Genomic DNA, 18931 nt, shown 5'->3' with positions numbered 1-18931 from the left:
GCACGCCGATGAGCAACCAGCCGCCGTACGACCCGTACGGGCAGCCGCAGCCGCAGACCTCGTCGGCGCAGCAGGAGTGGCCCGGGCAGTACCAGCAGGCCGCCCCCTCCCACGACGACCCGCTGCAGTACACCCAGCAGTGGCAGGGCCAGACGTGGGAGACCCAGGCCCAGCCGCACGTCACACCCGCGGCCACGCCCGCCGAGGAGACGGCGTACCTGACCCCCCAGGGGCAGCCGTACGGCACCCCGGGGCAGGGCCAGGGCCAGGGGACGGGTCACGGGTACGACGCCGGGCAGGCGTACGGCGCCCCGGCGTACGGCGCGCAGGGCTACGACACGCAGGGCTACGGTGCTCAGGCGTACGACGCCGGGTACGGCCGGCAACCGGTCGCGGAGCCGTACGCGGCACCGCAGCCGCAGGCCCAGCCGGAGCCCCAGCCCCAGCCCCAGTCTCAGCCGCAGCCCCAGCCGCTGCCGGAGGCTCACGCTCAGGCGGCGGTGGCCACGGCTGCCGCCGGGGAGGAGCCCGCGTACGGTCCCGCCACCCTGGCCGGGAACGCGCGGATCACCGACGCGCAGCGGGCGCGCCTGGAGGGGCGCTCGCCGATCATCGACCCCGGGATGCAGCCGGCGGCGCTCACCGCGGTGCTCGGGCTGCTGCTGGCGGTCGCGGCGCCGATCGGGTCGTACGCCCTGCTGGTGCCGCTGGTGGTGCTGCAGGCGGTGACGGCGGCGGGCTGGTTCCGGCTGAACGGCATGTGGCCCGCCCGGCAGGGCATCGCGCTCGCGTTCCTCGGCGGGCTGGCCGCCGACGCGGCGGTGCTGGTGGCCGGGCGGGGGCACGGGCCCGCGGCGATCCTCGGCACGCTCGGTGTGTGGGTGCTGCTGTGCCTGGTCCTGCAGCTGCGTTCGCACGCGGACCCCGACGAGCGGATGTACGGCCTGATGGCGACCGTCGCGTCGGCGGCGCTGGCGATCATGGCGGGCGGGCACCTGGCGGCCGGCGCCGACGCGGTGTCGGTGGGCGCGGCGTCCGTCGCGGTGGCCGTCCTGGCCCGTGCGCTGCCGCTGCCCACGCCGGTCTCGCTCGGCGTCTCCGTGCTCGCGGCGGCGGGGGCGGGCATCGCGGTGGGCGGGATGACGGGCATGGGGGCGTCGGGTGCGGTGCTGGGTGCGGCGGCGGCGGTGTGTGCGCTGATCGGGCACCGGGTCGCGGCGTACGACTATCCGTCGCGGTTCGTGCACTTCACCGCGGGCGTCGCGCTGCCGCTCACGGCGGCGACCCCGGCGATCTACATCCTGGGCCGAGCGCTGGCCTGAGCGGGGCTGCGGTGAACGCCGCATGACCGCGGCTGGAGCAAGCGGGACTGCAACCCCCCAGGGGCGCGGGGAACTGCGCGACCAGCCGTCCACCCACCCGCAGACGAACGAACTCGCCCCAGGCGGCACGCATGCCCGCGGAGGGGCGGACGAACGACACGGTGACCGCAACTCCCTAGGGGCGCGGGGAACTGCGCGACCAGCCACCCACCACCCGCAGACGAACGAAACCCCTCCCCCCACCCCCCGGTGGCCCTGTCACAGGTGGTCGACAAACCGCCGGGCCCAAGCGACCGCAGGGCTACCGTTGGGTTCGGAAACCGATCTCCGAGGTGGGGGGAGCCTCCGCATGCCGCGCGGCTTGCGCATATTGCTGATCGTCGTCGTGATCCTCGGCGGCCTGTTCGCGATCGCCGACCGGGTCGCCGTGCACTTCGCGGAGGGCGAGGCGGCGGACCGGGTGCGCAGCTCCGAGGGGCTGGCCGAGACGCCCGACGTGTCGATCCACGGCTTCCCGTTCCTCACCCAGGTCGCCGGCGGCGAACTGGACGACGTGGAGGTCGGGATCAAGCACTACCAGGCGGCCACCGGCAAAGCCGGCCAGTCGATCCGGATCGACGACCTCAAGGCCCACATGAAGGGCGTGTCCTTCTCCGGCGACTACAGCTCCGCCACCGCCGCCGCCGCGACCGGCAGCGCGACGATCCCCTACGCCGAGCTGATGAAGACCGCCAAGGCGGAGCCGACCGAGGTGGCCCCCGGCATCACCGCCCGCGTCGTCGGCCTCTCCGACGGCGGCAACGGCAAGATCAAGGTCGCGGTCGAGGTGAACCTGCCGGTCTTCGGCAAGCAGACGATGTCCGTGCTGAGCTCGGTGGACGTCGTCGACAACCGCATTCAGGTCCGCGCGGACTCCCTGCCCAACGTGGCCGCCGCCGCGATCGCCGAGAACCGCCTGCGCGAGATCATCGACTTCCAGCAGGTCGTCGACCAGTTGCCCGGCGGCATCGAGCTGGACCGGGTGCAGGCCGCGCCGGCCGGCGTGGACATCCAGGTGAAGGGTTCGAACGTCAAGCTGGCCGGGTAGGACCCGTCCGTCCCGGTCCCGCTGACGGCCCGTAGCGCGGACAGCGTCCGGGGCGGACAGGCCCGGCGTAGTCGAGCACGCGCCGGGCGAGCGCTTCCCTCCGAGCGCAAACAACCGTCCGAAGAGGGCAGACAGCCGTCCGAGGAATGAGACGTGCCGGTCCACCGCCCAGGGCGTGACGCGGCCCTCACTGCCCCGCGACCCCCGTCCCCACGGCCTCGTACCCCACGCGATCCCACATCACGGACGATCGTGTCTCACGATACGACACGCCGGTGACATGCCCGCCTGTCCGTCCCTACGATCGAACCATGAAGCGACAGGCGGATCTCACCAAGCGGCGGGCAGTGGACCTGTGCCGCGTTGCCGCCATGCTCTGTCGCGCTTTCTGAGCGGACGGCCCGCGCGGCCTCCGCATCCCTCACCGCCCAGCCCCTGGGCACCCGTGCGCCGCCGCACCGGCCCGCGCACGCCTGAAACTGTCGCACGCCCCGCCGCAACTGCCCCGGAGGAGAAAAGCATGAGCCGCAGCGACGTCCTGGTAGACGCCGACTGGGTCGAGCAGCACCTGGACGACCCGAAGGTCGTCATCGTCGAGGTCGACGAGGACACCACGGCGTACGAGAAGAACCACATCAAGAACGCCGTCCGCATCGACTGGAAGCAGGACCTGCAGGACCCGGTCCGCCGCGACTTCGTCAACCAGGAGCAGTTCGAGCAGCTGCTGTCCGAGCGCGGTATCGCCAACGACGACACCGTCGTCCTCTACGGCGGCAACAACAACTGGTTCGCGGCCTACGCCTACTGGTACTTCAAGCTCTACGGCCACCAGGACGTCAAGCTCCTGGACGGCGGCCGCAAGAAGTGGGAGCTGGACGCCCGCGAGCTGGTCGCCGGCGACGAGGTCCCCGAGCGCCCGAAGACCGAGTACAAGGCCAAGGCCCAGGACACCTCGATCCGCGCCTTCCGTGACGAGGTCGTCGCCGCCATCGGCGCCCAGAACCTGGTCGACGTCCGGTCGCCCGACGAGTTCTCCGGCAAGCTGCTCGCCCCCGCGCACCTGCCGCAGGAGCAGTCGCAGCGTCCGGGTCACGTCCCGTCCGCCAAGAACATCCCGTGGTCGAAGTCGGCCAACGACGACGGCACCTTCAAGTCGGACGACGAGCTGAAGGAGCTGTACGAGGCCGAGGGCGTGGACCTCGCCAAGGACACCATCGCCTACTGCCGTATCGGTGAGCGCTCCGCTCACACCTGGTTCGTCCTGCACGAGCTGCTGGGCCAGGAGAACGTCAAGAACTACGACGGTTCCTGGACCGAGTACGGCTCCCTCGTCGGCGTGCCGATCGAGCTCGGCACCGGCAAGTAACCCCCATCCGACCGACCTTCTGGTCAGACCCCTCAGGAGACAGACATGTGCGGTGCGAAGGCCGGCGGCCCGGACGCCTCGACGATCAAGCCCGGTGAGACCACCATCCAGGGCCAGGTGACCCGCGACGGCGAGCCGGTGCAGGGCTACGTGCGCCTGCTCGACTCGACCGGCGAGTTCACCGCGGAGGTCCCCACCTCCGCCACCGGACAGTTCCGCTTCTACGCGGCCGAAGGCACCTGGACCCTCCGTGCTCTCGTGCCCGGCGGCACCGCCGACCGCACGGTCGTCGCCCAGCAGGGTGGGCTGGCCGAGGTCGCCATCGCCGTCTGAGACGACGTGGCGCCTCGAGCCGCGCCGTGAGTGGCTGAAGGGCCGCACCCCCCGGGTTGGACGCCTGGGGTGCGGCCCTTCGGCGTGCCCGGACCTACGCTGGAAGCATGTACGCACGGCGTCGTCACGTGTACTTCGCCCTGATGGGGGTGTGCCTCGCGCTGTTCGTCCTGGCCTGGGGCGTCGTGCGCATCTGGTCGGTGCCCGCCGCCGTGGCCATGTGCGTGGTGGCCATGGTCATCCCGCCGGTCGCCGCGATGGTCGCCAACCGGCGGGGCCCGGAGGACCGCTGGTGGGACGACCCGTCCGGCGACCCGCAGTCGGACGAGTGGTGGGACGAGCTGGACGGCAGGAAACGCCCGCGCTAGCGCGCCCCGGTTGCCCCGGTTGCCCCGGTTGCCGCTGTTGCCTCTGTCACCTCGGTCGACCGGCGCTGCCGGGGCGCGGACGCCGGCCGTCAGTAGACGAGCGCCTGGGTGTCGTCCGCCAGGGACTCCTGGACGAAGACCTGCGCGCCCGCGATCCTTACGCCCTCGATGACGTCCTTCTCCGTGATGTCCCGCCGGGCCGCGCACTGGGTGCACAGCGTCAGCCGGCCGCCCGCGAGGATCGAGTCGATCAGGTCCGGCAGCGGCGCTGCGTGCGGCAGCTCGAACTCGGCGGCCCGCCCCGGCAGGGCGAACCAGGCCGACTCACCGGTCAGCCACAGCGACACCTCCACCCCGCTGGCCACGGCCACCGCCGCGACGGTGAACGCCTGTGAGCAGCGTTCCGGGGCGTCGGCCCCCGCCGTCACCTTGATCACGAGCTTCTTCGCCATGACGGAATCGTAATCAACGCCCCTACAACTGCTTGGCATGGCCATGAGTCTCCTCGGGGGCGCGGATACGGAAGCCGCGCTTCACGTTCTTGGGGGGACGTAGTGGAAGTAACGGAAGTTCCACCGGAGAGACCCGCGCCGCGGCGCCGGCGCGGCCGTACCGCGCTGCTCGTCACCGGTGCCGCGGTGCTCGGCCTGGTCGCCGGCACCTGCGTCGGATACCTGATCCAGGCCGACCGGGAGCCGACCGCCCTGCCGTCGCTGTCCCAGCCGGCCCTGCGCCAGGCCGCCGGCCCGGCGCCCACACCGCTGTCCGCCGCGCAGGACCGCAAGGTGAAAACCGACGGCGACCTGCGCAAGCTGCTGCTGGAGAAGCCGGCCGGGGCCAAGGAGGTTCCCGGGCTGAGCACCAAGCCCTCATGGGAGGACCTCGCCGACTACGCCGCGGCGTTCAACGAGCCGGGCAACGCCTTCGACACCAACGCCGCGCAGGAGTTCCGGCGGGCGGCCGCCGTGCACTGGCTGGTGGGCTCCACGTACGCCGTGGACATCCGGCTCGTCCAGTTCCGGCAGGAGGAGTCGGTCGGCGCCCTGCAGTCCGTCGACAACGACCAGTACTGGGCCGGCAAGGAGGAGGACACCGACAGCTGGCCGCTCCCCGGCACCGACGGCGGTATGGCGTACGTCCACCACCGGGCCGACGGCGGGGTGTACAGCGCGGAGGCGCACGCCTGGCGCGGTGACGTCGCCGTGCAGATCTGGGTGTACGACAGCAAACCGGTCTCCAAGGCGAAGATCATGGACCTGGCCGAGCGGCAGTTGGAGCGGCTGTGACAGAGGAAACCCATGAGCCGCAGGTGACGCAGGTTGCCGCGGCCGACCCCACCGCCGTTCCCGCGGCCGCCGCCACCGCCGTTCCCGCGGCCGACCCCGCGACCGTCTCCGGGGCCGAGGAGGGCGCCGGGGCACCCCCTGGGAAGCCCCGGCGCCGCGGCCGTATCGCAGCCGTCAGTGCCTGCGTGGTGCTGGCCGGGGCGCTAGTCGCCGGTGTCGGCACCACCGTCGTGCTCGTGCGCGACGCCGACCGGACGGCCGGCGCCCCGGTGTGGCGCTTTCCCGCCAAGGCGGCGGACAAGAAGGCGGCCGCGGCCCCCGAGGGTCTCGCCGGAGTGCTGGTGCCTTACGGCACCTCCTGGGGGCAGGGCCCCGATCTCGGTGAGTACGGCGCCGACGTGCAGCTCGGCGGCGCCCAGGCGACCGCGCTGCGCAAGGAGTCGCTGCGGGGGCTGCCGCGCTCCCAGCGGCAGCGGCTGGAGCGGGAGATCGACAAGCAGCGCATCAAGGGCATGGCGATGCGCAGCTACGCCAACGTGGAGCCGGGCGAGACCGAGCCCGAGGGGGCCGCGACCGTGCGCGTCGAGCTGGCCCGGATGGGCAACCAGGCCGCCGTCCGCAACATCGCCCGGTTCCAGAGCGCGTTCTTCGACGCCCTGGACGTCTTCCGCGCGGGGCCCGCCGTGAAGGGCCACAAGAACGCCAAGTGCTTCCTGACCCCCAAGGACGCGGTGAAGGGCCTGGAGGCCATGTTCTGCTCCGCCTACGCGGGCGACGTCCTCGTCACCCTCATCGCGGAGGGGGCGAAGCCGCTGGACACCAAGGCGGTCGCCGCGCTGCTGGGCGAACAGCTCGACCGCGTCGACGGGCAGGGGGAGGCCGTATGACCGAGCAGTCACAGCTCACGGAGGGCACGGAACCGGTGGAGACCACCGAAGAGACCCCGGCGGCACGCGTGGAACCGGCGGCTCCGCCGGCCGGCGCGGTCCGGGAGGTTCCCTCGGCAACGGAGGCCCTCTCGGCCCGGGACGCCGACGCGGCGCCGGAAGCCGAAGCGGCCCCGGAGCCCGGCACCCTCGCGAAGGCCGCCCCGGCCCCCGAGCCCGAGCCGGTCGTACCCCCACCGCCCGCCCCGCCCCGTGACCGGCGCCTCCTGCGGGCCGTGCTGCGGTGGACCGCCGCCGTGGTCGTGTGCGCGGCCGTCGGAACGGCCGCCGCGTACGGCGTCACCCGGGTGGAGCGCACCGACCTGCCGGGCCTCGCGACGGCGTCGGACGGCCGCTGGGACTACCCGGAGCTGGTCCGGCCGCCGCTGCCCGCCGGCCGCCCCGGACCGTTCGCCGAGGAGAACAAGGCCGGCGCGCACTACGCCGACCTGCGGGCCCTGCTGCTGCCCGCGCCCGCCGGCGCCACCGAGGACAAGGCGCTGCGCGGCACCGACGGCTGGCTGCCCACGCGGACGTTCCTCGCGGAGTTCGCGGAGGCGAAGGCCAGGACCGAGATCGGCGGGAAGCTCGCCGACGACGGCCTGCGGCACATCGCGGCACGCGGCTGGACGACAGCGGACGGCACGCACACCCGGGTGTACCTGCTGCAGTTCGGCACGGCCGAGCTGGTGGTCGGGCAGGCCTTCGCGGCCTTCGTCAGCTCCAACACCCCCGTGTACCAGCTGCGCGACACCGCCACGTCCGTCTTCGACGACGAGTTCCCGGTGGAAGCCGCGCTGGACGGTGTGGAGCGCACGTCGTACACCGAGATCCAGCCGTACGGCGCCGAGCAGGTGCGGCAGGCCTATCTGGCCGCCGGGGACGTCCTGGCCGTCGTGATCCAGTCCCGCAAGGGCGGTGCGGCCGCCGTGCCGTTCCAGCAGACGGTCGTGCTGCAGGGGCAGCTCCTGAGCTGAGGTCCCGGGGGAACCCCGTCAGGAGGTACCTCACAAGGAGGGCCGGGCCCGGGCCGCGTAAGCTGGGGCCCGGCCCCGTACCGCCCACTTGCGCTCACAAGGAGCACCCCGTGGAGATCTTCTTCGAAACCCTGCTGGTCCTGGTCTGCGTCGGCGTCCTCGCCTTCGCCTACCTGACCGTGAAGAAGCTGTACCAGGGCCAGCGCTGACGCACTCCCGAGGAAAGCCGCCGCTCATGATCGAGATCCCGTCCGACCTGCACAAGGACCTCGTCCCGCTCGCCTTCCTGCTCGGCAACTGGGCGGGCGCTGGTGTGCACGACTTCCCCGGCTCCGAGAAGTGCAACTTCGGCCAAGAGGTCAGCTTCACCCACGACGGCCGGGACTTCCTCGAGTACCACTCCCGCACCTGGGTCCTCGACAAGGAGGGCAACAAGGTGCGGCCGCTGGAGACCGAGTCCGGCTTCTGGCGGATCGACGCCGAGCGCAAGGTCGAGGTCACGATGACCCGCGACGACGGCGTCATCGAGGTCTGGTACGGCGAGATGGCCGACAAGAAGCCGCAGATCGACCTGGTCACCGACGCCGTCGCGCGTACGGCCGCCTCCCGCCCCTACACCGGCGGCAAGCGCCTGTACGGCTATGTCAAGAGCGACCTGATGTGGGTCGGCGAGAAGCAGACCCCCGACGTCGAGCTGCGTCCCTACATGTCGGCGCAGCTGAAGAAGGTCGTCACCCCGGAGGAGGTCGAGCGCTGGGCGAAGGCCCTCCCCGACGACCTCCCGGACGACGGCATCGCCTTCTTCAAGTAGCCCCAGCCGCCGCACCCCCACTGTGCCGCCGTCCGTGGTCCTAGACTCGTGGGTGTGGTGAGCACCGACTGGAAGACGGACCTGCGGCAGCGTGGCTACCGGCTGACGCCGCAGCGGCAGCTTGTCCTCGAAGCCGTGGACACCCTTGAGCACGCGACCCCCGACGACATCCTCGCGGAAGTGAGGAAGACGGCGTCGGGGGTCAACATTTCCACGGTCTACCGCACGCTGGAGCTGCTGGAGGAGCTGGGCCTGGTCAGCCACGCGCACCTGGGGCACGGTGCGCCGACGTACCACCTGGCCGACCGGCACCACCACATCCACCTGGTGTGCCGGGACTGCACCAACGTCATCGAGGCGGACCTGTCGGTGGCCGCCGAGTTCACCGCGAAGCTGCGCGAGCAGTTCGGGTTCGACACGGACATGAAGCACTTCGCGATCTTCGGCCGGTGCAAGGACTGCCAGGCCGGACAGCAGCTCAAGGATTCAAGTACCTAGGTCGTAGGCTTGACGCCATGAAGAGCCCCCTGCTGTCCCTGCCCGGCGCCGTCCCCGCCGAGGGGCTGGACGAAGGTGTCGCCGCCCACTACGGCGACCTGTTCCGCGAGCAGCGCGCCCTCGCCGACGGCACCGGTTTCGTCGACCTGTCGCACCGCGGCGTCGTCACCGTCTCCGGTGAGGACCGGCTGAGCTGGCTGCACCTGCTGCTCACCCAGCACGTCAGCGAGCTGCCCGCGGGCGAGGCCACCGAGGCGCTGATCCTGTCCGCGCACGGCCACATCGAGCACGCCCTGTACCTGGTGGACGACGGCACGACCGTCTGGGCCCACGTCGAGCCCGGCACCCAGGAAGCGCTGATCGCGTACCTGGAGTCGATGAAGTTCTTCTACCGGGTGGAGGTCGCCGACCGCACCGACGACCACGCGGTCGTGCACCTGCCCGCCGGGTCCATCGCCGAGGTCCCCGAGGACGTCGTCGTCCGCGAGACGCCGTACGGCCGCGACCTGTTCCTGCCCCGGGAGCGGCTGGAGGCCTTCGCGGAGCAGGCCGGGCCGCCGGTCGGGATCCTCGCCTACGAGGCGCTGCGCGTCGAGCAGCACCGCCCCCGCCTGGGCTTCGAGACCGACCACCGCACGATCCCGCACGAGCTGGGCTGGATCGGCTCGGCCGTGCACCTGCAGAAGGGCTGCTACCGCGGCCAGGAGACCGTCGCCCGGGTGCAGAACCTGGGCAAGCCGCCGCGCCGGCTGGTCTTCCTGCACCTGGACGGCAGCGAGGTGCACCTGCCGACGCCGGGCGCCGAGCTGCGGCTGGCCGAGGACGGCCCCGACGGCCGGAAGATCGGCTTCGTGACGACCTCGGTGCGCCACCACGAGCTGGGGCCCATCGCGCTGGCCCTGGTCAAGCGGAACGTCCCGGTGGACGCCCCGCTCGTCGCCGGCACGACGGCGGCGGCACAGGAGGTCGTGGTCGAGCCGTAGCGCGGCCGGCGGTCGGACCCCGAGCCGTGGCCGACTGCAGGCCGGATCTCGAACCGCGGCCGGCCGGCGGTCAGACCCCGAGCCGTGGCCGGCCGGAGGTCAGACCTCGATCAGGACGGTGAACGGGCCGTCGTTCGTCAGCGACACCCGCATGTGCGCGCCGAAGCGGCCCGTGGCCACCGTCGCGCCCAGCGCGCGCAGCTGGGCGACCACCTCGTCCACCAGCGGCTCGGCGACCTCGCCGGGGGCCGCCGCGTTCCACGTGGGGCGGCGGCCCTTGCGGGCGTCGCCGTACAGCGTGAACTGGCTGATGACGAGCAGCGGGGCGTCGATGTCGCTGCACGACTTCTCGTCGTGCAGCATCCGCACCGTCCAGAGCTTGCGGGCCAGCTGGGCCGCTTTCTCCTTGGTGTCCTCGTGGGTGACGCCGACGAGGACACACAGCCCCTCGCCCTTGATCTCGCCCACCGTCTCCTCGTCCACGACGACGCTCGCGCCGTCCACCCTCTGCACCACTGCACGCATACGACCATCATGCCGGGCCGCCGGGCGGGGTCCGTACGGGGCCTGTTTTGGGTCCGTATCCCGCCATCTGGGGCCGTTCGGGGGCACTCGGTCACATTGCGGCCACGCGGGGTGGCACGATGCTGCCACACGCCGGTCGAGGGGACGGTTGAGGCACATGAGCACACCGAGTACCGAGCAGCCGTCGCGGGCTGCCGCCGCCACGTGCGCGGCGGAGACCACGGCCCCGCGGCCGCCCGTGCAGCGCACCCACGGCCCGGACGCGCGCTGCGTCCGGCATCCGGACGGGCCGCGGCTGCCGGCCGAGCCCCCGGAGCGGGACCTGACCGAGCTGAGCCTGCCGGAGCTGCGCGTCCTGCGCCGCGACGCCCAGCGCGACGAGGCCGACCTCAGTTACGTTCGGCGCCTGCTGCAGGGGCGGATCGACATCCTGCGCGCGGAGCTGACCCGGCGCGCGCCGGCGTCGGTGGTGGCGGTCGGGGAGCCGTCCGTGGTGGACCGGCTGCCGGAGATCCTCACCGACGCCCCGGCCCGTCAGCGGTCCTCCGCCCGCCATGTCACCGTCGGCACGCCGCACAGCGAGGAGTACCGGCTGCTGGCCGCCGAGATGCTCGCCGAGGTCGAACTGTCGGACCTGGACGCGCGCACGGACGAGGAACTGAACGACGCGATGGCGCGCCTGGTGCGCTACGAGCAGCAGGTCTCCCGCCGCCGCCAGCGACTGCAGCACACGGCGGACGACTGCAGCGCGGAAATCGCCCGCCGCTACCGGGAGGGCGAGGCCCAGGTCGACGACCTCCTGACCTGACCGCGCGCGTCGCGCGGCACGTTCATGGGACCCGGGGCCCGCGCGCCCACCGGGCAATGACCGGGCTCGGGGGCCGCGCCGCCCACCCCAGCACCGACCGCGCTCGGCGCACGGCCCGTGGCCGAGCACCGGTCCGGGCCGTGCGCCGAGGTCCGGTCCGGGCCGTGCGCCGAGGTCCGGTTCGGTCCGGCGGCGAGGTCCGGTGCGGCCGGGGCGCGATCCGTCGCCGGCCAACGGCTGCGCGGCGCCGCAGCGCCCGTGCGTCGAAGCCCGAGGTGAGGCCCGTACTGGCCTGCTCCGCAGTCCAGTAGGGCCGCCGTGCGGCGACGCGGCCTGACGCCGCGTTGTCGGCCACCGAGAGGTCGGCCCGAGCTTCGGCACGGGCCGGGGCGCGCCCGACGCCGACCCGGCCCCGGTCGGCGGCGGCGCCGCGCCGTGCCCGACGCCCTGCCGAAGCCCGAGCCGAGGTGACCGCGGGCGGCAGTACGCTCCCACGCCGAGCAGCGGGCGACCCCGATCGTCCCGCCGAGCTTCGGCCCGCCCCTGGGCGGCAGTCGGGCGGGCGCCCCTGGCCGGTGTTGGGCGGCCGCCGGCGAGGCCCGCACACCGCGCCCCGGCCGCCGGGGAGGCCCGCGCACCGCGCCCCGGCCGCGGGGGAGGCCCGAGTACCGCCCCCGGCGTAGGGGAGCCGTGGCCCCGGAAAACCGGGCGACACCTCGCCACCGGCGCCCCTAGCGTGGGGCCATGACCACCTCCAGGAGTTCCGTCGACGTCGACGTACGGGTGATCACCGAGGGCGAGTTCGCCGACTGGCAGCGGGCGTTGAACACGGGGTTTCTGCGGCCGCCGACGCTCAGTCCGGAGGTCGTGGAGGCGCGGCGGCGGCAGTTCGTGCCGGGGCGGCTGCTGGGGGCGTTCGACGGGGGCCGCTGTGTGGCCACCTTCCGCTCCTTCGACCAGGAGGTCACGGCCGTCGGCGGCACGCCGGTGCAGGCCGACGCCATCTCCAACGTCACCGTGAGCCCCACCCACCGCCGCCGCGGCCTGCTCTCCCGGATGATGACCCGCGACCTCGCGGCGGCCAAGGAGCGCGGCGACGTCGTGGCCACGCTGATCGCCGCCGAGTACCCGATCTACGGCCGGTACGGCTTCGGCCCCGCCACCACGACGGCCGAGTGGACGGTCGACGTGCCGCGCACCGGGCTCGACCCGCGCTGGGCGGGCCCGGACGACGGCGGCCGGGTCGACCTCGTGGACGGCGAGGACGTCCGCAAGTTCGGCCCCGACCTGCACGAGCGCCTGCGCCGCGCCCAGCCGGGCGTCGTCAGCCGCGACGAGCTGTGGTGGCAGCTGCACACGGGAGCGGTGCGCTTCCACGCGACCTGGGACGAACCCTTCTACGCCCTCTACCGCTCGCCCGCCGGCGAGATGGAGGGCCTGGTGGCCTACGGGTGCGACGACACCTGGGGCGACTCCAAGCAGCCGCTGAACACGGCGACCGTGCGGGGGCTGATCGCGACGACGCCGGCCGCCGAGCGGGCGCTGTGGCACTACCTGTGCTCGATCGACTGGGTCGTGAAGGTCAAGAGCGGCGGCCGGGCCCCGGACGACCTGCTTCCGCAGCTGCTGCCGGACCCGCGGGCGGCCCGCATCACCACGCAGGCGGACTGGCTGTGGGTGCGGCTGCTGGACGTCGTACGGGCGTTCGAGATGCGGACGTACGAGGGGACCGGGGCGCTGGTGCTGGAGGTGGCGGACCGGGCGGGCCTGGCCGGCGGCCGGTATCTGCTGGACGCCTCGCCGCAGGGGGCGTCGGTGGAGCCGACCTCACGCGCGGCCGATCTCACGCTGGACGTGGGCGACTTGGCGGCGCTGTGGCTCGGGGACGCCTCGGTGGTGCGTCTGGCGGCGCTCGGCCGGGTGCGGGAAGAGCGAGCGGGCGCCGCCCGTGAGGCCGACGCCCTGCTGCGTACGTCCCGGCGGCCGTGGTGCCCGGACGTGTTCTGAGGCCTGCTCCTTTCTGCCGGTGACGGGGTGACGGGAGTGCGCGCTGCATCCGTAGCGTGCTGTTCGGTTGTGGTTGTGGTGGTGCGGTGGTGCTGACCGATCGGGCTCCCGGCTCCCCTCCGGAAGGGAGCCCGCTCAGCCGGACCGGGCGAGCGCCATCGCGAGGATCACGGCCCCGATGCCGTCGACCGTGCTGTTGCGGGCCAACCGTTGGATAGCCCGACCATGTCCGTGTAGTTGGCGACCAACTTCACTGTACTTATCTCCACTTGGAGGCGTCTCATAACCACCTGTCGGTGAACTGCCCCAACATGGCGGGAAGTTGTACCGTTTGGCCGTGGACCCGGAACACGCCTCCGCCTCCGGGCGGAACAGGCCCCAGCGGTCACAGCCGTCCCCGCGCGAGGTGGCCGACGTGCTGCGCGCCCGGATCACGTCCGGGCAGCTGCCGCCAGGCCGGCGCATGCCCACGCAAGCCGCCCTGGCCGAGGAGTTCGGGGTGGAGCGCGGCACCGTGCGGGAGGCCCTGCGCATCCTGCAGGGCGAGCGGCTGCTGACCGGCGGCACCCGGGGCAGCCCCGCGACCGTCGCGCCCGACCTGGGCCGCGGCCTCCCCCTCGCCTCTCCGGCGGCCGCGCCGCAGCCGACCATGGTGGGCCTCGCGCCCCGTGTCGCCCGGGCGTTCGCCGCCGACCACGTGCGGATCGACGCGCTCTGCCTGACCTCCGTCTCACTGACCCTCGCGCTCGGCGAGCCGCTGCGCCTGATCCACGCGGGACGGCTGAAACCGGCCAAGGTCGACGTGCGGGTCCTGCTGCCCAGCCGCGACATCGACCTCGCCTTCCCCGCGCCGGTCGACCGCGACGTCGACGGCCGGCTGCACCGGCGCTGGCTGGCCATGCGCAACGCCCAGGGACAGGTCCTCCAGCACAACCTGCTCGCCCTGCGCGCCACGCACGGCATCGACGTGCACGTCGCCTTCCGGGCGCTGCCCTTCACCCCGCCGGTGAAGCTGTACCTGCTCAACGGCGCGGAGGGGCTGTTCGCCTACTACACGCTGCGGCGGCGCGAGGCCGAGATCGACCACGAGCCGCTCCAGCTGTACGACGCCGACGGCACCCGCTCGGCGCTGTTCGCCTTCGCGCGGGGAGCGGGGCCGCGGGACACGGCGTTCGTGGAGCAGTCGCAGGCGTGGTTCGACGCGCTGTGGGAGACGATCAGTTCCGATCTGGTGCTGACGGGCTGAGCGGCGGGGCGCCGCCGGTGAAGCGGGGGGCGCCGCCGGGTGGAGCGGGGGCGCCGCCGGGTGGAGCGGGGGTCAGGAACTGAGCGCGGGGCTCGCCATGAGCAGCGCGAGCACGACCGCTCCGGCGGAGGTGACCGCCGGCTTGCGGGCCTTGATGCCGACGCTGAGCAGGAGCAGTCCGACGGCGCCGGCGGTGCCGTAGCGCCACTGGACGGTCTGCTCGAGGCCGACCGTGAACAGGGTGCACAGGAGCGTGAGGACAGGCACGGTGGTTCCCCCTTCGGGCGGCCGACCGACGGAGGCAAACCCTCCGCCAACTCGGAGAAGTTGGCAACCAACTTTGCTTATGTTGTCCCCGCTTGGTCGCCACTCGTAAACAAGTCACAAACAACTCCCGCCAGATGGATTGGAGTTGTAGCGTTTGGTCGTGACCCAGGAGAACGTGGCAGTGAACGGCAGTCGACGGTTCACGCCCCAGGAGATCGCCGACACCCTGCGCGACCGCATCCGGGTCGGCGACCTCAAGGCGGGCGACCGCCTGCCCACCCAGGCCGAGCTGGCCGAGGAGTTCGGCGTCGAGCGGGGCACCGTGCGCCAGGCCCTGCGCGCCCTGCAGGAGGACGGCCTGCTGACCAACGTCAGCAAGGGCAGCCCCCCGCGGATCGCCGAACCGCCCGCCGCCCTGGAGGAGCCCCAGCCGACCATGGTGGGCCTCGCGCCCCGGCTGGTCGAGGCGTTCGCCGCGCCCCGGGTCCGCATCGATGTCGTCTCCCACACCGCCGAGACCTTCATGCTCGCCCTGGCCGAGCCGCTGCGCCTGATCCACGAGGGCCGCATCCGCCCGCAGTCCGTCGACGTGCGCATCCTGCTGCCCTCCCGGGACATCAACCTCGCCTTCCCCGTCGCCGTCGAGGGCGACGACGACTCCGTGCACGAACGCTGGCTGGCCATGCGCAACGCCCAGGGCCAGGTCCTGCGGCACAACCTGCAGGCGCTGCGCGCCACCCACGGCATCGACGTCCGCGTCGCCTTCCGCGCCCTGACCTTCACCCCGCCCGTGAAGCTGTACCTGCTCAACGAGGAGGAGGCGCTGATCGGCTACTACGTCCTCACCCGGCGCGAGGAGGAGTACGTGGGCCAGATGCTCGACATGTACGACGCGCTCGGCTCCAAGTCCCTGCTGTTCTCCTTCGAGAACCGCAGCAGCCGCCGGGACGCGGCGTTCGTGGCGGAATCCCAGAAGTGGTTCGACGCCCTCTGGGAAACCATCACCACGGACCTGACACTCTCCTCGTGACTTCTGATACGAAGCAGACGGAAGCGGCACCGGACGAGACCGGTCGGCTGCGCGAACTGATCGACCGGTCCCGCGTGGTGCTCTGGGACTTCGACGGCCCGATCTGCCGGCTCTTCGCGTCCCATCCGGCGCGGAAGGTCGCGAGCGGGCTGGTGGACTGGCTGGCCGGGGAGGGCCTGAACGGCCTGCTCACCGACGCCGAACGCGAGTCGAGCGACCCGCACGCCGTGCTGCGCGCGGTGGAGCGCCGCCATCCCGCCAGCGACCTGGTCACCGAGCTGGAGGAACGTCTCACCCACGAGGAGTTGCGCGCCGCCTCCTCGGCGATGCCGACCGCCTGGGCCGACCCGCTGATCCGCACCTGGACCGCCGTCGGCGCCCGGATGGCGGTCACCACCAACAACTCCCCGCGCGTGGTCACCGCCTACCTCTCCGGGCGCGACCTGCTGCCCTGCTTCGCCCCCCACGTCTACGGCCGCACCCAGGACCTGCGCCTGCTCAAACCGCACCCCCACTGCCTCCACCGCGCCCTGAACGCCATGGGCACGCCGCCCACGGCCGCCCTGATGATCGGCGACTCCCCCTCCGACCTGGAGGCCGCCCGGCGCGCGGGCGTGCCCTTCCTCGGCTACGCCCGCAACCCGCGCAAGGAGGCGCTGCTCCGGCAGGCCGGGGCGACCGCGGTGATCGGCTCCCTGGAGCCCCTGCTGCGCACGCTCACCCGGCGCTCCACGGCCGGCGGATGACCCGAACGGCAGGCCCGCGGCCTCGACGCGCGGTCGTCGGATGACCCGAACGGGCGCTGCCGAGGCGGTCGTGGCCTGAGGGGCGGGCGGGAACCAGTACCCTCTGCCGCCATGCCCCCTCTGTCCCGGCCGCCCCGGGAGACACGCGCGCTGTTCCGGAGTCCCGGCGCCGCGCTGCCGACGCGTCACGCGGCACTCCTGGAACGCTGTGTGGAGCGGCGCCTGCGGGGCCCGGCCCAGGTGCTCAGCGGGCACCACAACACCAATCACGTCCTGCGCCTCGGCCTGCTGCCCGCCGTGCTCGTCGGCGCCGTCCCGTTCACCCGGCTGAAGTACCGGGTGCCGCGGGAGACCGTCGAGGTGGTGCCGCGCATCTGGCCGCGGGAGTGGGACGTGCTGCGCGTGGTGTGCCGGTTCCTGCCGGAGGTGCCGCGCTGCCTGGCCGTCCTCGGCGACAACCACTCCCTGCACGTCTACCGCGGAGGCACCGTCCTCAGCGACCGCGGCCCCCACGGCCGTATCGGCGAAGGACTCATGCGGCAGTTCGCGGCCTTCTTCGCCCGCACCGCCGGCATCCCCGCAGGTGAACTGCCCCCGCTGCCCGAGGACTGGCCCGCCGACGGCGACAGCGACGGCTTCCTGCGCCGGCTCGTCCGCTTCACCGAGGAGCGCGTGCACCGCCCCCACCGCCCCCGCTTCGGCACCCTCTTCGACGCCGTGGGCATCCCCGAGGACGCCATGGCCCGCTTCCTGCGCGGCCTGCACCCCCTGACCCCGCGGCCCTTCGCGCTGCTGCACACCGACGTCCACCGGGCCAACGTCGTGGTGCGCCGCAACCGGATCGCCGTGATCGACTGGGAACTCGCCCTGTTCGGCGACCCGCTGCACGACCTGGCGACCCACCTGGTCCGCATGGGCTACGACAAGGAGGAGCAGGCCCGTATGACGGCGCTGTGGGCCGAGGCGATGACCCGGGCGGGGCGCGCCGAGCTGACCGCCGCGCTCTACGACGACCTCGGCGCCTACCTCGCCTTCGAGTACGCGCAGTCGGTCTACCCGGACGTCCTGCGCGCCGCGCTCGCCCTGCCCCCGCACGCCACCGCGGACGACTTCCACGCCGCCGCCCACCGCATCGGCCACGCCCTGAGCCGCGCCCGCGAACCCCTCCGCCTGGTCGACGTCCCCCCCGAGCCCCACCTCATCGACGCCCTCCGCCACTGGCACGACGCCCAGAACAACCCGGCCACGCCCCGCTGAACGGCCACCGCCGCCGCACGCCGGGCCACCGGAGGGCCGTCGCCCTCTTCCTCCCCGGCCGCCCCCCGGGCACGATGGCCGGGTCCGGGCAACTCGGCTCCGGTCAGGGGGACTTGATGGCGAACGTCCGATCGTCGTGGTGGGCCAGAGCGAGCGGCGGCTGGGAGCGCGCGGAGGGCGTACTGACGCGCCTGCTGCTCCTCGGCATCTTCGCGGTGGGCCTGGTCGCCCAGTTCGTCACCCCGGTGGGGGACGCCCTGGAGGGCAAGGCCTACCTCGGGGGCGCGCTGCTGAGCCTGGTGGGCTACGTCCTCTACGCCGAGGTGCAGCGCCTGAACGCCGCCCTGCGGCCGAAGACCGGGCAGCTGGTCACACCGCGGGAGATGGAGGAGGAGTTCCGCACGGCGCTGGCGGCGGGCGGCACCGTACGGCTCGCCACCCTGGGCTTCACCGGGGAGACCTTCTTCGACGCCGTGAAGCACCTGCTGGAGAACCTGCCGCCCGACCCCCGCCGCACGGTGGAACTGCGCGTGCTGGTGCCCGACTTCACCAAGGAGATCGAGTTCCCCGGACTGGTCGAGGCGGACACGGGCAAGGCCACCGACGCGCCCGGGTTCCGCCGGCTGCTGCTGGACCAGGTGAGCAGCTACGAGTGGCGGCTGCGGCGGCAGATTCCGCAGATGCTCGCCGACCGCCGCGGCACCCTGCGCGTCGGTTTCCGGGTGCTGCACATGTCGCCCTCGCTCAAGCTGTACCTGATCAACGAGGACCTGGTCTTCGAGGGGATCTACGACAAGATCGACAAACGGCTGGACGACACCGCCGGCCCGCCGCAGGGCGAGCCCCGGCACCACCTGCTCGATCCCATGGGCTACGACTCCCTGCTCACCCGCTTCAGCCTCGCCGACGGCAAGGAGGCCCGCCGGATCGTCACCCGGCGCCAGGAACTGTTCGAGACCTTGTGGTCCGTGGCCCGCGACCTGACCCCGCGGACGGCCCCGCCGGCCCCGCCCGCTCCTCCGGCCCCGGGTGCCCCCGCCGCCCCTCCGGCCGCCGGCGGGGCCGGGGGTCCCGGCACCCCGTAGGCG

21 protein-coding genes are annotated in these 18931 nt (G+C 73.1%); 18 read left to right on the top strand and 3 right to left on the bottom strand.

Annotated features, from left to right (window positions below):
- The first annotated feature begins 8 nt into the window (after positions 1–8).
- The 5 genes from ACF1AL_RS37060 to ACF1AL_RS37040 all read left to right on the top strand — a co-directional run bounded on the left by ACF1AL_RS37060 (position 9) and on the right by ACF1AL_RS37040 (position 4476).
- Positions 9–1322 (top strand): hypothetical protein, encoded by a 1314-nt coding sequence (locus tag ACF1AL_RS37060; RefSeq protein ID WP_391828706.1) that lies wholly within the window; start codon positions 9–11, stop codon positions 1320–1322.
- 349 nt (positions 1323–1671) lie between these two features.
- Positions 1672–2409, top strand: coding sequence for a DUF2993 domain-containing protein (locus ACF1AL_RS37055; protein ID WP_391828678.1), 738 nt, complete (start codon positions 1672–1674; stop codon positions 2407–2409).
- A gap of 520 nt (positions 2410–2929) precedes the next feature.
- Positions 2930–3775: a sulfurtransferase gene (locus tag ACF1AL_RS37050; protein WP_366841333.1), complete on the top strand. Its 846-nt coding sequence runs from the start codon at positions 2930–2932 to the stop codon at positions 3773–3775.
- Between the two features lie 45 nt (positions 3776–3820).
- Entirely contained in the window at positions 3821–4108 is a 288-nt protein-coding gene (locus ACF1AL_RS37045; protein ID WP_366841334.1) for a DUF1416 domain-containing protein, read from the top strand.
- Between the two features lie 107 nt (positions 4109–4215).
- On the top strand, positions 4216–4476 hold the full coding sequence (locus ACF1AL_RS37040) for a DUF3099 domain-containing protein (RefSeq protein WP_391706408.1): 261 nt from the start codon (positions 4216–4218) through the stop codon (positions 4474–4476).
- A gap of 89 nt (positions 4477–4565) precedes the next feature.
- Here ACF1AL_RS37040 and ACF1AL_RS37035 read toward each other — a convergent pair whose 3' ends face one another.
- A complete protein-coding gene (locus ACF1AL_RS37035; RefSeq protein WP_366841336.1) occupies positions 4566–4928 on the bottom strand; it encodes a DsrE family protein in 363 nt (120 codons plus the stop codon).
- 102 nt (positions 4929–5030) lie between these two features.
- Between ACF1AL_RS37035 and ACF1AL_RS37030 the strand changes: the two genes are divergently transcribed.
- From ACF1AL_RS37030 to ACF1AL_RS37005, 6 genes are all read left to right on the top strand, one after another.
- Complete coding sequence (locus ACF1AL_RS37030) at positions 5031–5762, top strand: hypothetical protein (RefSeq protein ID WP_391828676.1); 732 nt, start codon at positions 5031–5033, stop codon at positions 5760–5762.
- Positions 5763–5785: 23 nt separating this feature from the next.
- Complete coding sequence (locus ACF1AL_RS37025) at positions 5786–6649, top strand: hypothetical protein (protein WP_391828674.1); 864 nt, start codon at positions 5786–5788, stop codon at positions 6647–6649.
- Positions 6646–7665 carry a hypothetical protein gene (locus tag ACF1AL_RS37020; RefSeq protein WP_391828672.1) on the top strand — a complete coding sequence of 340 codons (1020 nt, stop codon included), beginning with the start codon at positions 6646–6648 and terminating at the stop codon, positions 7663–7665. The genes ACF1AL_RS37025 and ACF1AL_RS37020 overlap by 4 nt, the downstream gene beginning before the upstream one ends.
- A 235-nt stretch (positions 7666–7900) precedes the next feature.
- Positions 7901–8476, top strand: coding sequence for an FABP family protein (locus tag ACF1AL_RS37015; RefSeq protein ID WP_366841339.1), 576 nt, complete (start codon positions 7901–7903; stop codon positions 8474–8476).
- Between the two features lie 54 nt (positions 8477–8530).
- Entirely contained in the window at positions 8531–8974 is a 444-nt protein-coding gene (locus tag ACF1AL_RS37010; protein ID WP_384212649.1) for a Fur family transcriptional regulator, read from the top strand.
- Between the two features lie 17 nt (positions 8975–8991).
- Positions 8992–9957: a YgfZ/GcvT domain-containing protein gene (locus ACF1AL_RS37005; protein ID WP_391828670.1), complete on the top strand. Its 966-nt coding sequence runs from the start codon at positions 8992–8994 to the stop codon at positions 9955–9957.
- A gap of 99 nt (positions 9958–10056) precedes the next feature.
- On the opposite strand, the gene dtd is transcribed toward ACF1AL_RS37005, so the two are convergent.
- Positions 10057–10482 (bottom strand): D-aminoacyl-tRNA deacylase, encoded by a 426-nt coding sequence (gene dtd / locus ACF1AL_RS37000; protein WP_366841342.1) that lies wholly within the window; start codon positions 10480–10482, stop codon positions 10057–10059.
- Positions 10483–10639: 157 nt separating this feature from the next.
- Here dtd and ACF1AL_RS36995 point away from each other — a divergent pair, with 157 nt between their 5' ends.
- The 3 genes from ACF1AL_RS36995 (at position 10640) to ACF1AL_RS36985 (ending at position 14543) form a co-directional block, all read left to right on the top strand.
- On the top strand, positions 10640–11290 hold the full coding sequence (locus ACF1AL_RS36995; RefSeq protein WP_366841343.1) for an aerial mycelium formation protein: 651 nt from the start codon (positions 10640–10642) through the stop codon (positions 11288–11290).
- A 744-nt stretch (positions 11291–12034) separates the two neighbouring features.
- A complete protein-coding gene (locus ACF1AL_RS36990; protein ID WP_391828668.1) occupies positions 12035–13297 on the top strand; it encodes a GNAT family N-acetyltransferase in 1263 nt (420 codons plus the stop codon).
- Between the two features lie 331 nt (positions 13298–13628).
- Positions 13629–14543, top strand: coding sequence for a winged helix-turn-helix domain-containing protein (locus ACF1AL_RS36985; protein WP_391706392.1), 915 nt, complete (start codon positions 13629–13631; stop codon positions 14541–14543).
- 72 nt (positions 14544–14615) lie between these two features.
- Here the strand turns inward: ACF1AL_RS36985 and ACF1AL_RS36980 are convergent, their stop codons facing one another.
- On the bottom strand, positions 14616–14810 hold the full coding sequence (locus tag ACF1AL_RS36980; RefSeq protein WP_366841346.1) for a hypothetical protein: 195 nt from the start codon (positions 14808–14810) through the stop codon (positions 14616–14618).
- 154 nt (positions 14811–14964) lie between these two features.
- On the opposite strand from ACF1AL_RS36980, the gene ACF1AL_RS36975 reads away from it, so the two are divergent.
- From ACF1AL_RS36975 to ACF1AL_RS36960, 4 genes are all read left to right on the top strand, one after another.
- Positions 14965–15840, top strand: a complete 876-nt coding sequence (locus ACF1AL_RS36975; protein ID WP_366841347.1) for a GntR family transcriptional regulator — start codon at positions 14965–14967, stop codon at positions 15838–15840.
- Entirely contained in the window at positions 15837–16586 is a 750-nt protein-coding gene (locus tag ACF1AL_RS36970; RefSeq protein ID WP_391706388.1) for an HAD family hydrolase, read from the top strand. The genes ACF1AL_RS36975 and ACF1AL_RS36970 overlap by 4 nt, the downstream gene beginning before the upstream one ends.
- Before the next feature lie 111 nt (positions 16587–16697).
- Positions 16698–17843 carry a phosphotransferase family protein gene (locus tag ACF1AL_RS36965; protein ID WP_391828666.1) on the top strand — a complete coding sequence of 382 codons (1146 nt, stop codon included), beginning with the start codon at positions 16698–16700 and terminating at the stop codon, positions 17841–17843.
- Positions 17844–17959: 116 nt separating this feature from the next.
- Positions 17960–18928, top strand: coding sequence for an ATP/GTP-binding protein (locus tag ACF1AL_RS36960; protein WP_391821847.1), 969 nt, complete (start codon positions 17960–17962; stop codon positions 18926–18928).
- The last annotated feature ends 3 nt before the right edge of the window (positions 18929–18931 follow it).

Origin of the sequence: Streptomyces sp. NPDC014801 (genome assembly GCF_043082085.1) — a bacterium.
GTDB lineage: Bacteria > Actinomycetota > Actinomycetes > Streptomycetales > Streptomycetaceae > Streptomyces.
Note: the sequence above shows the minus strand (reverse complement) of the source record. Positions and strands in the feature narration are given on the sequence as shown.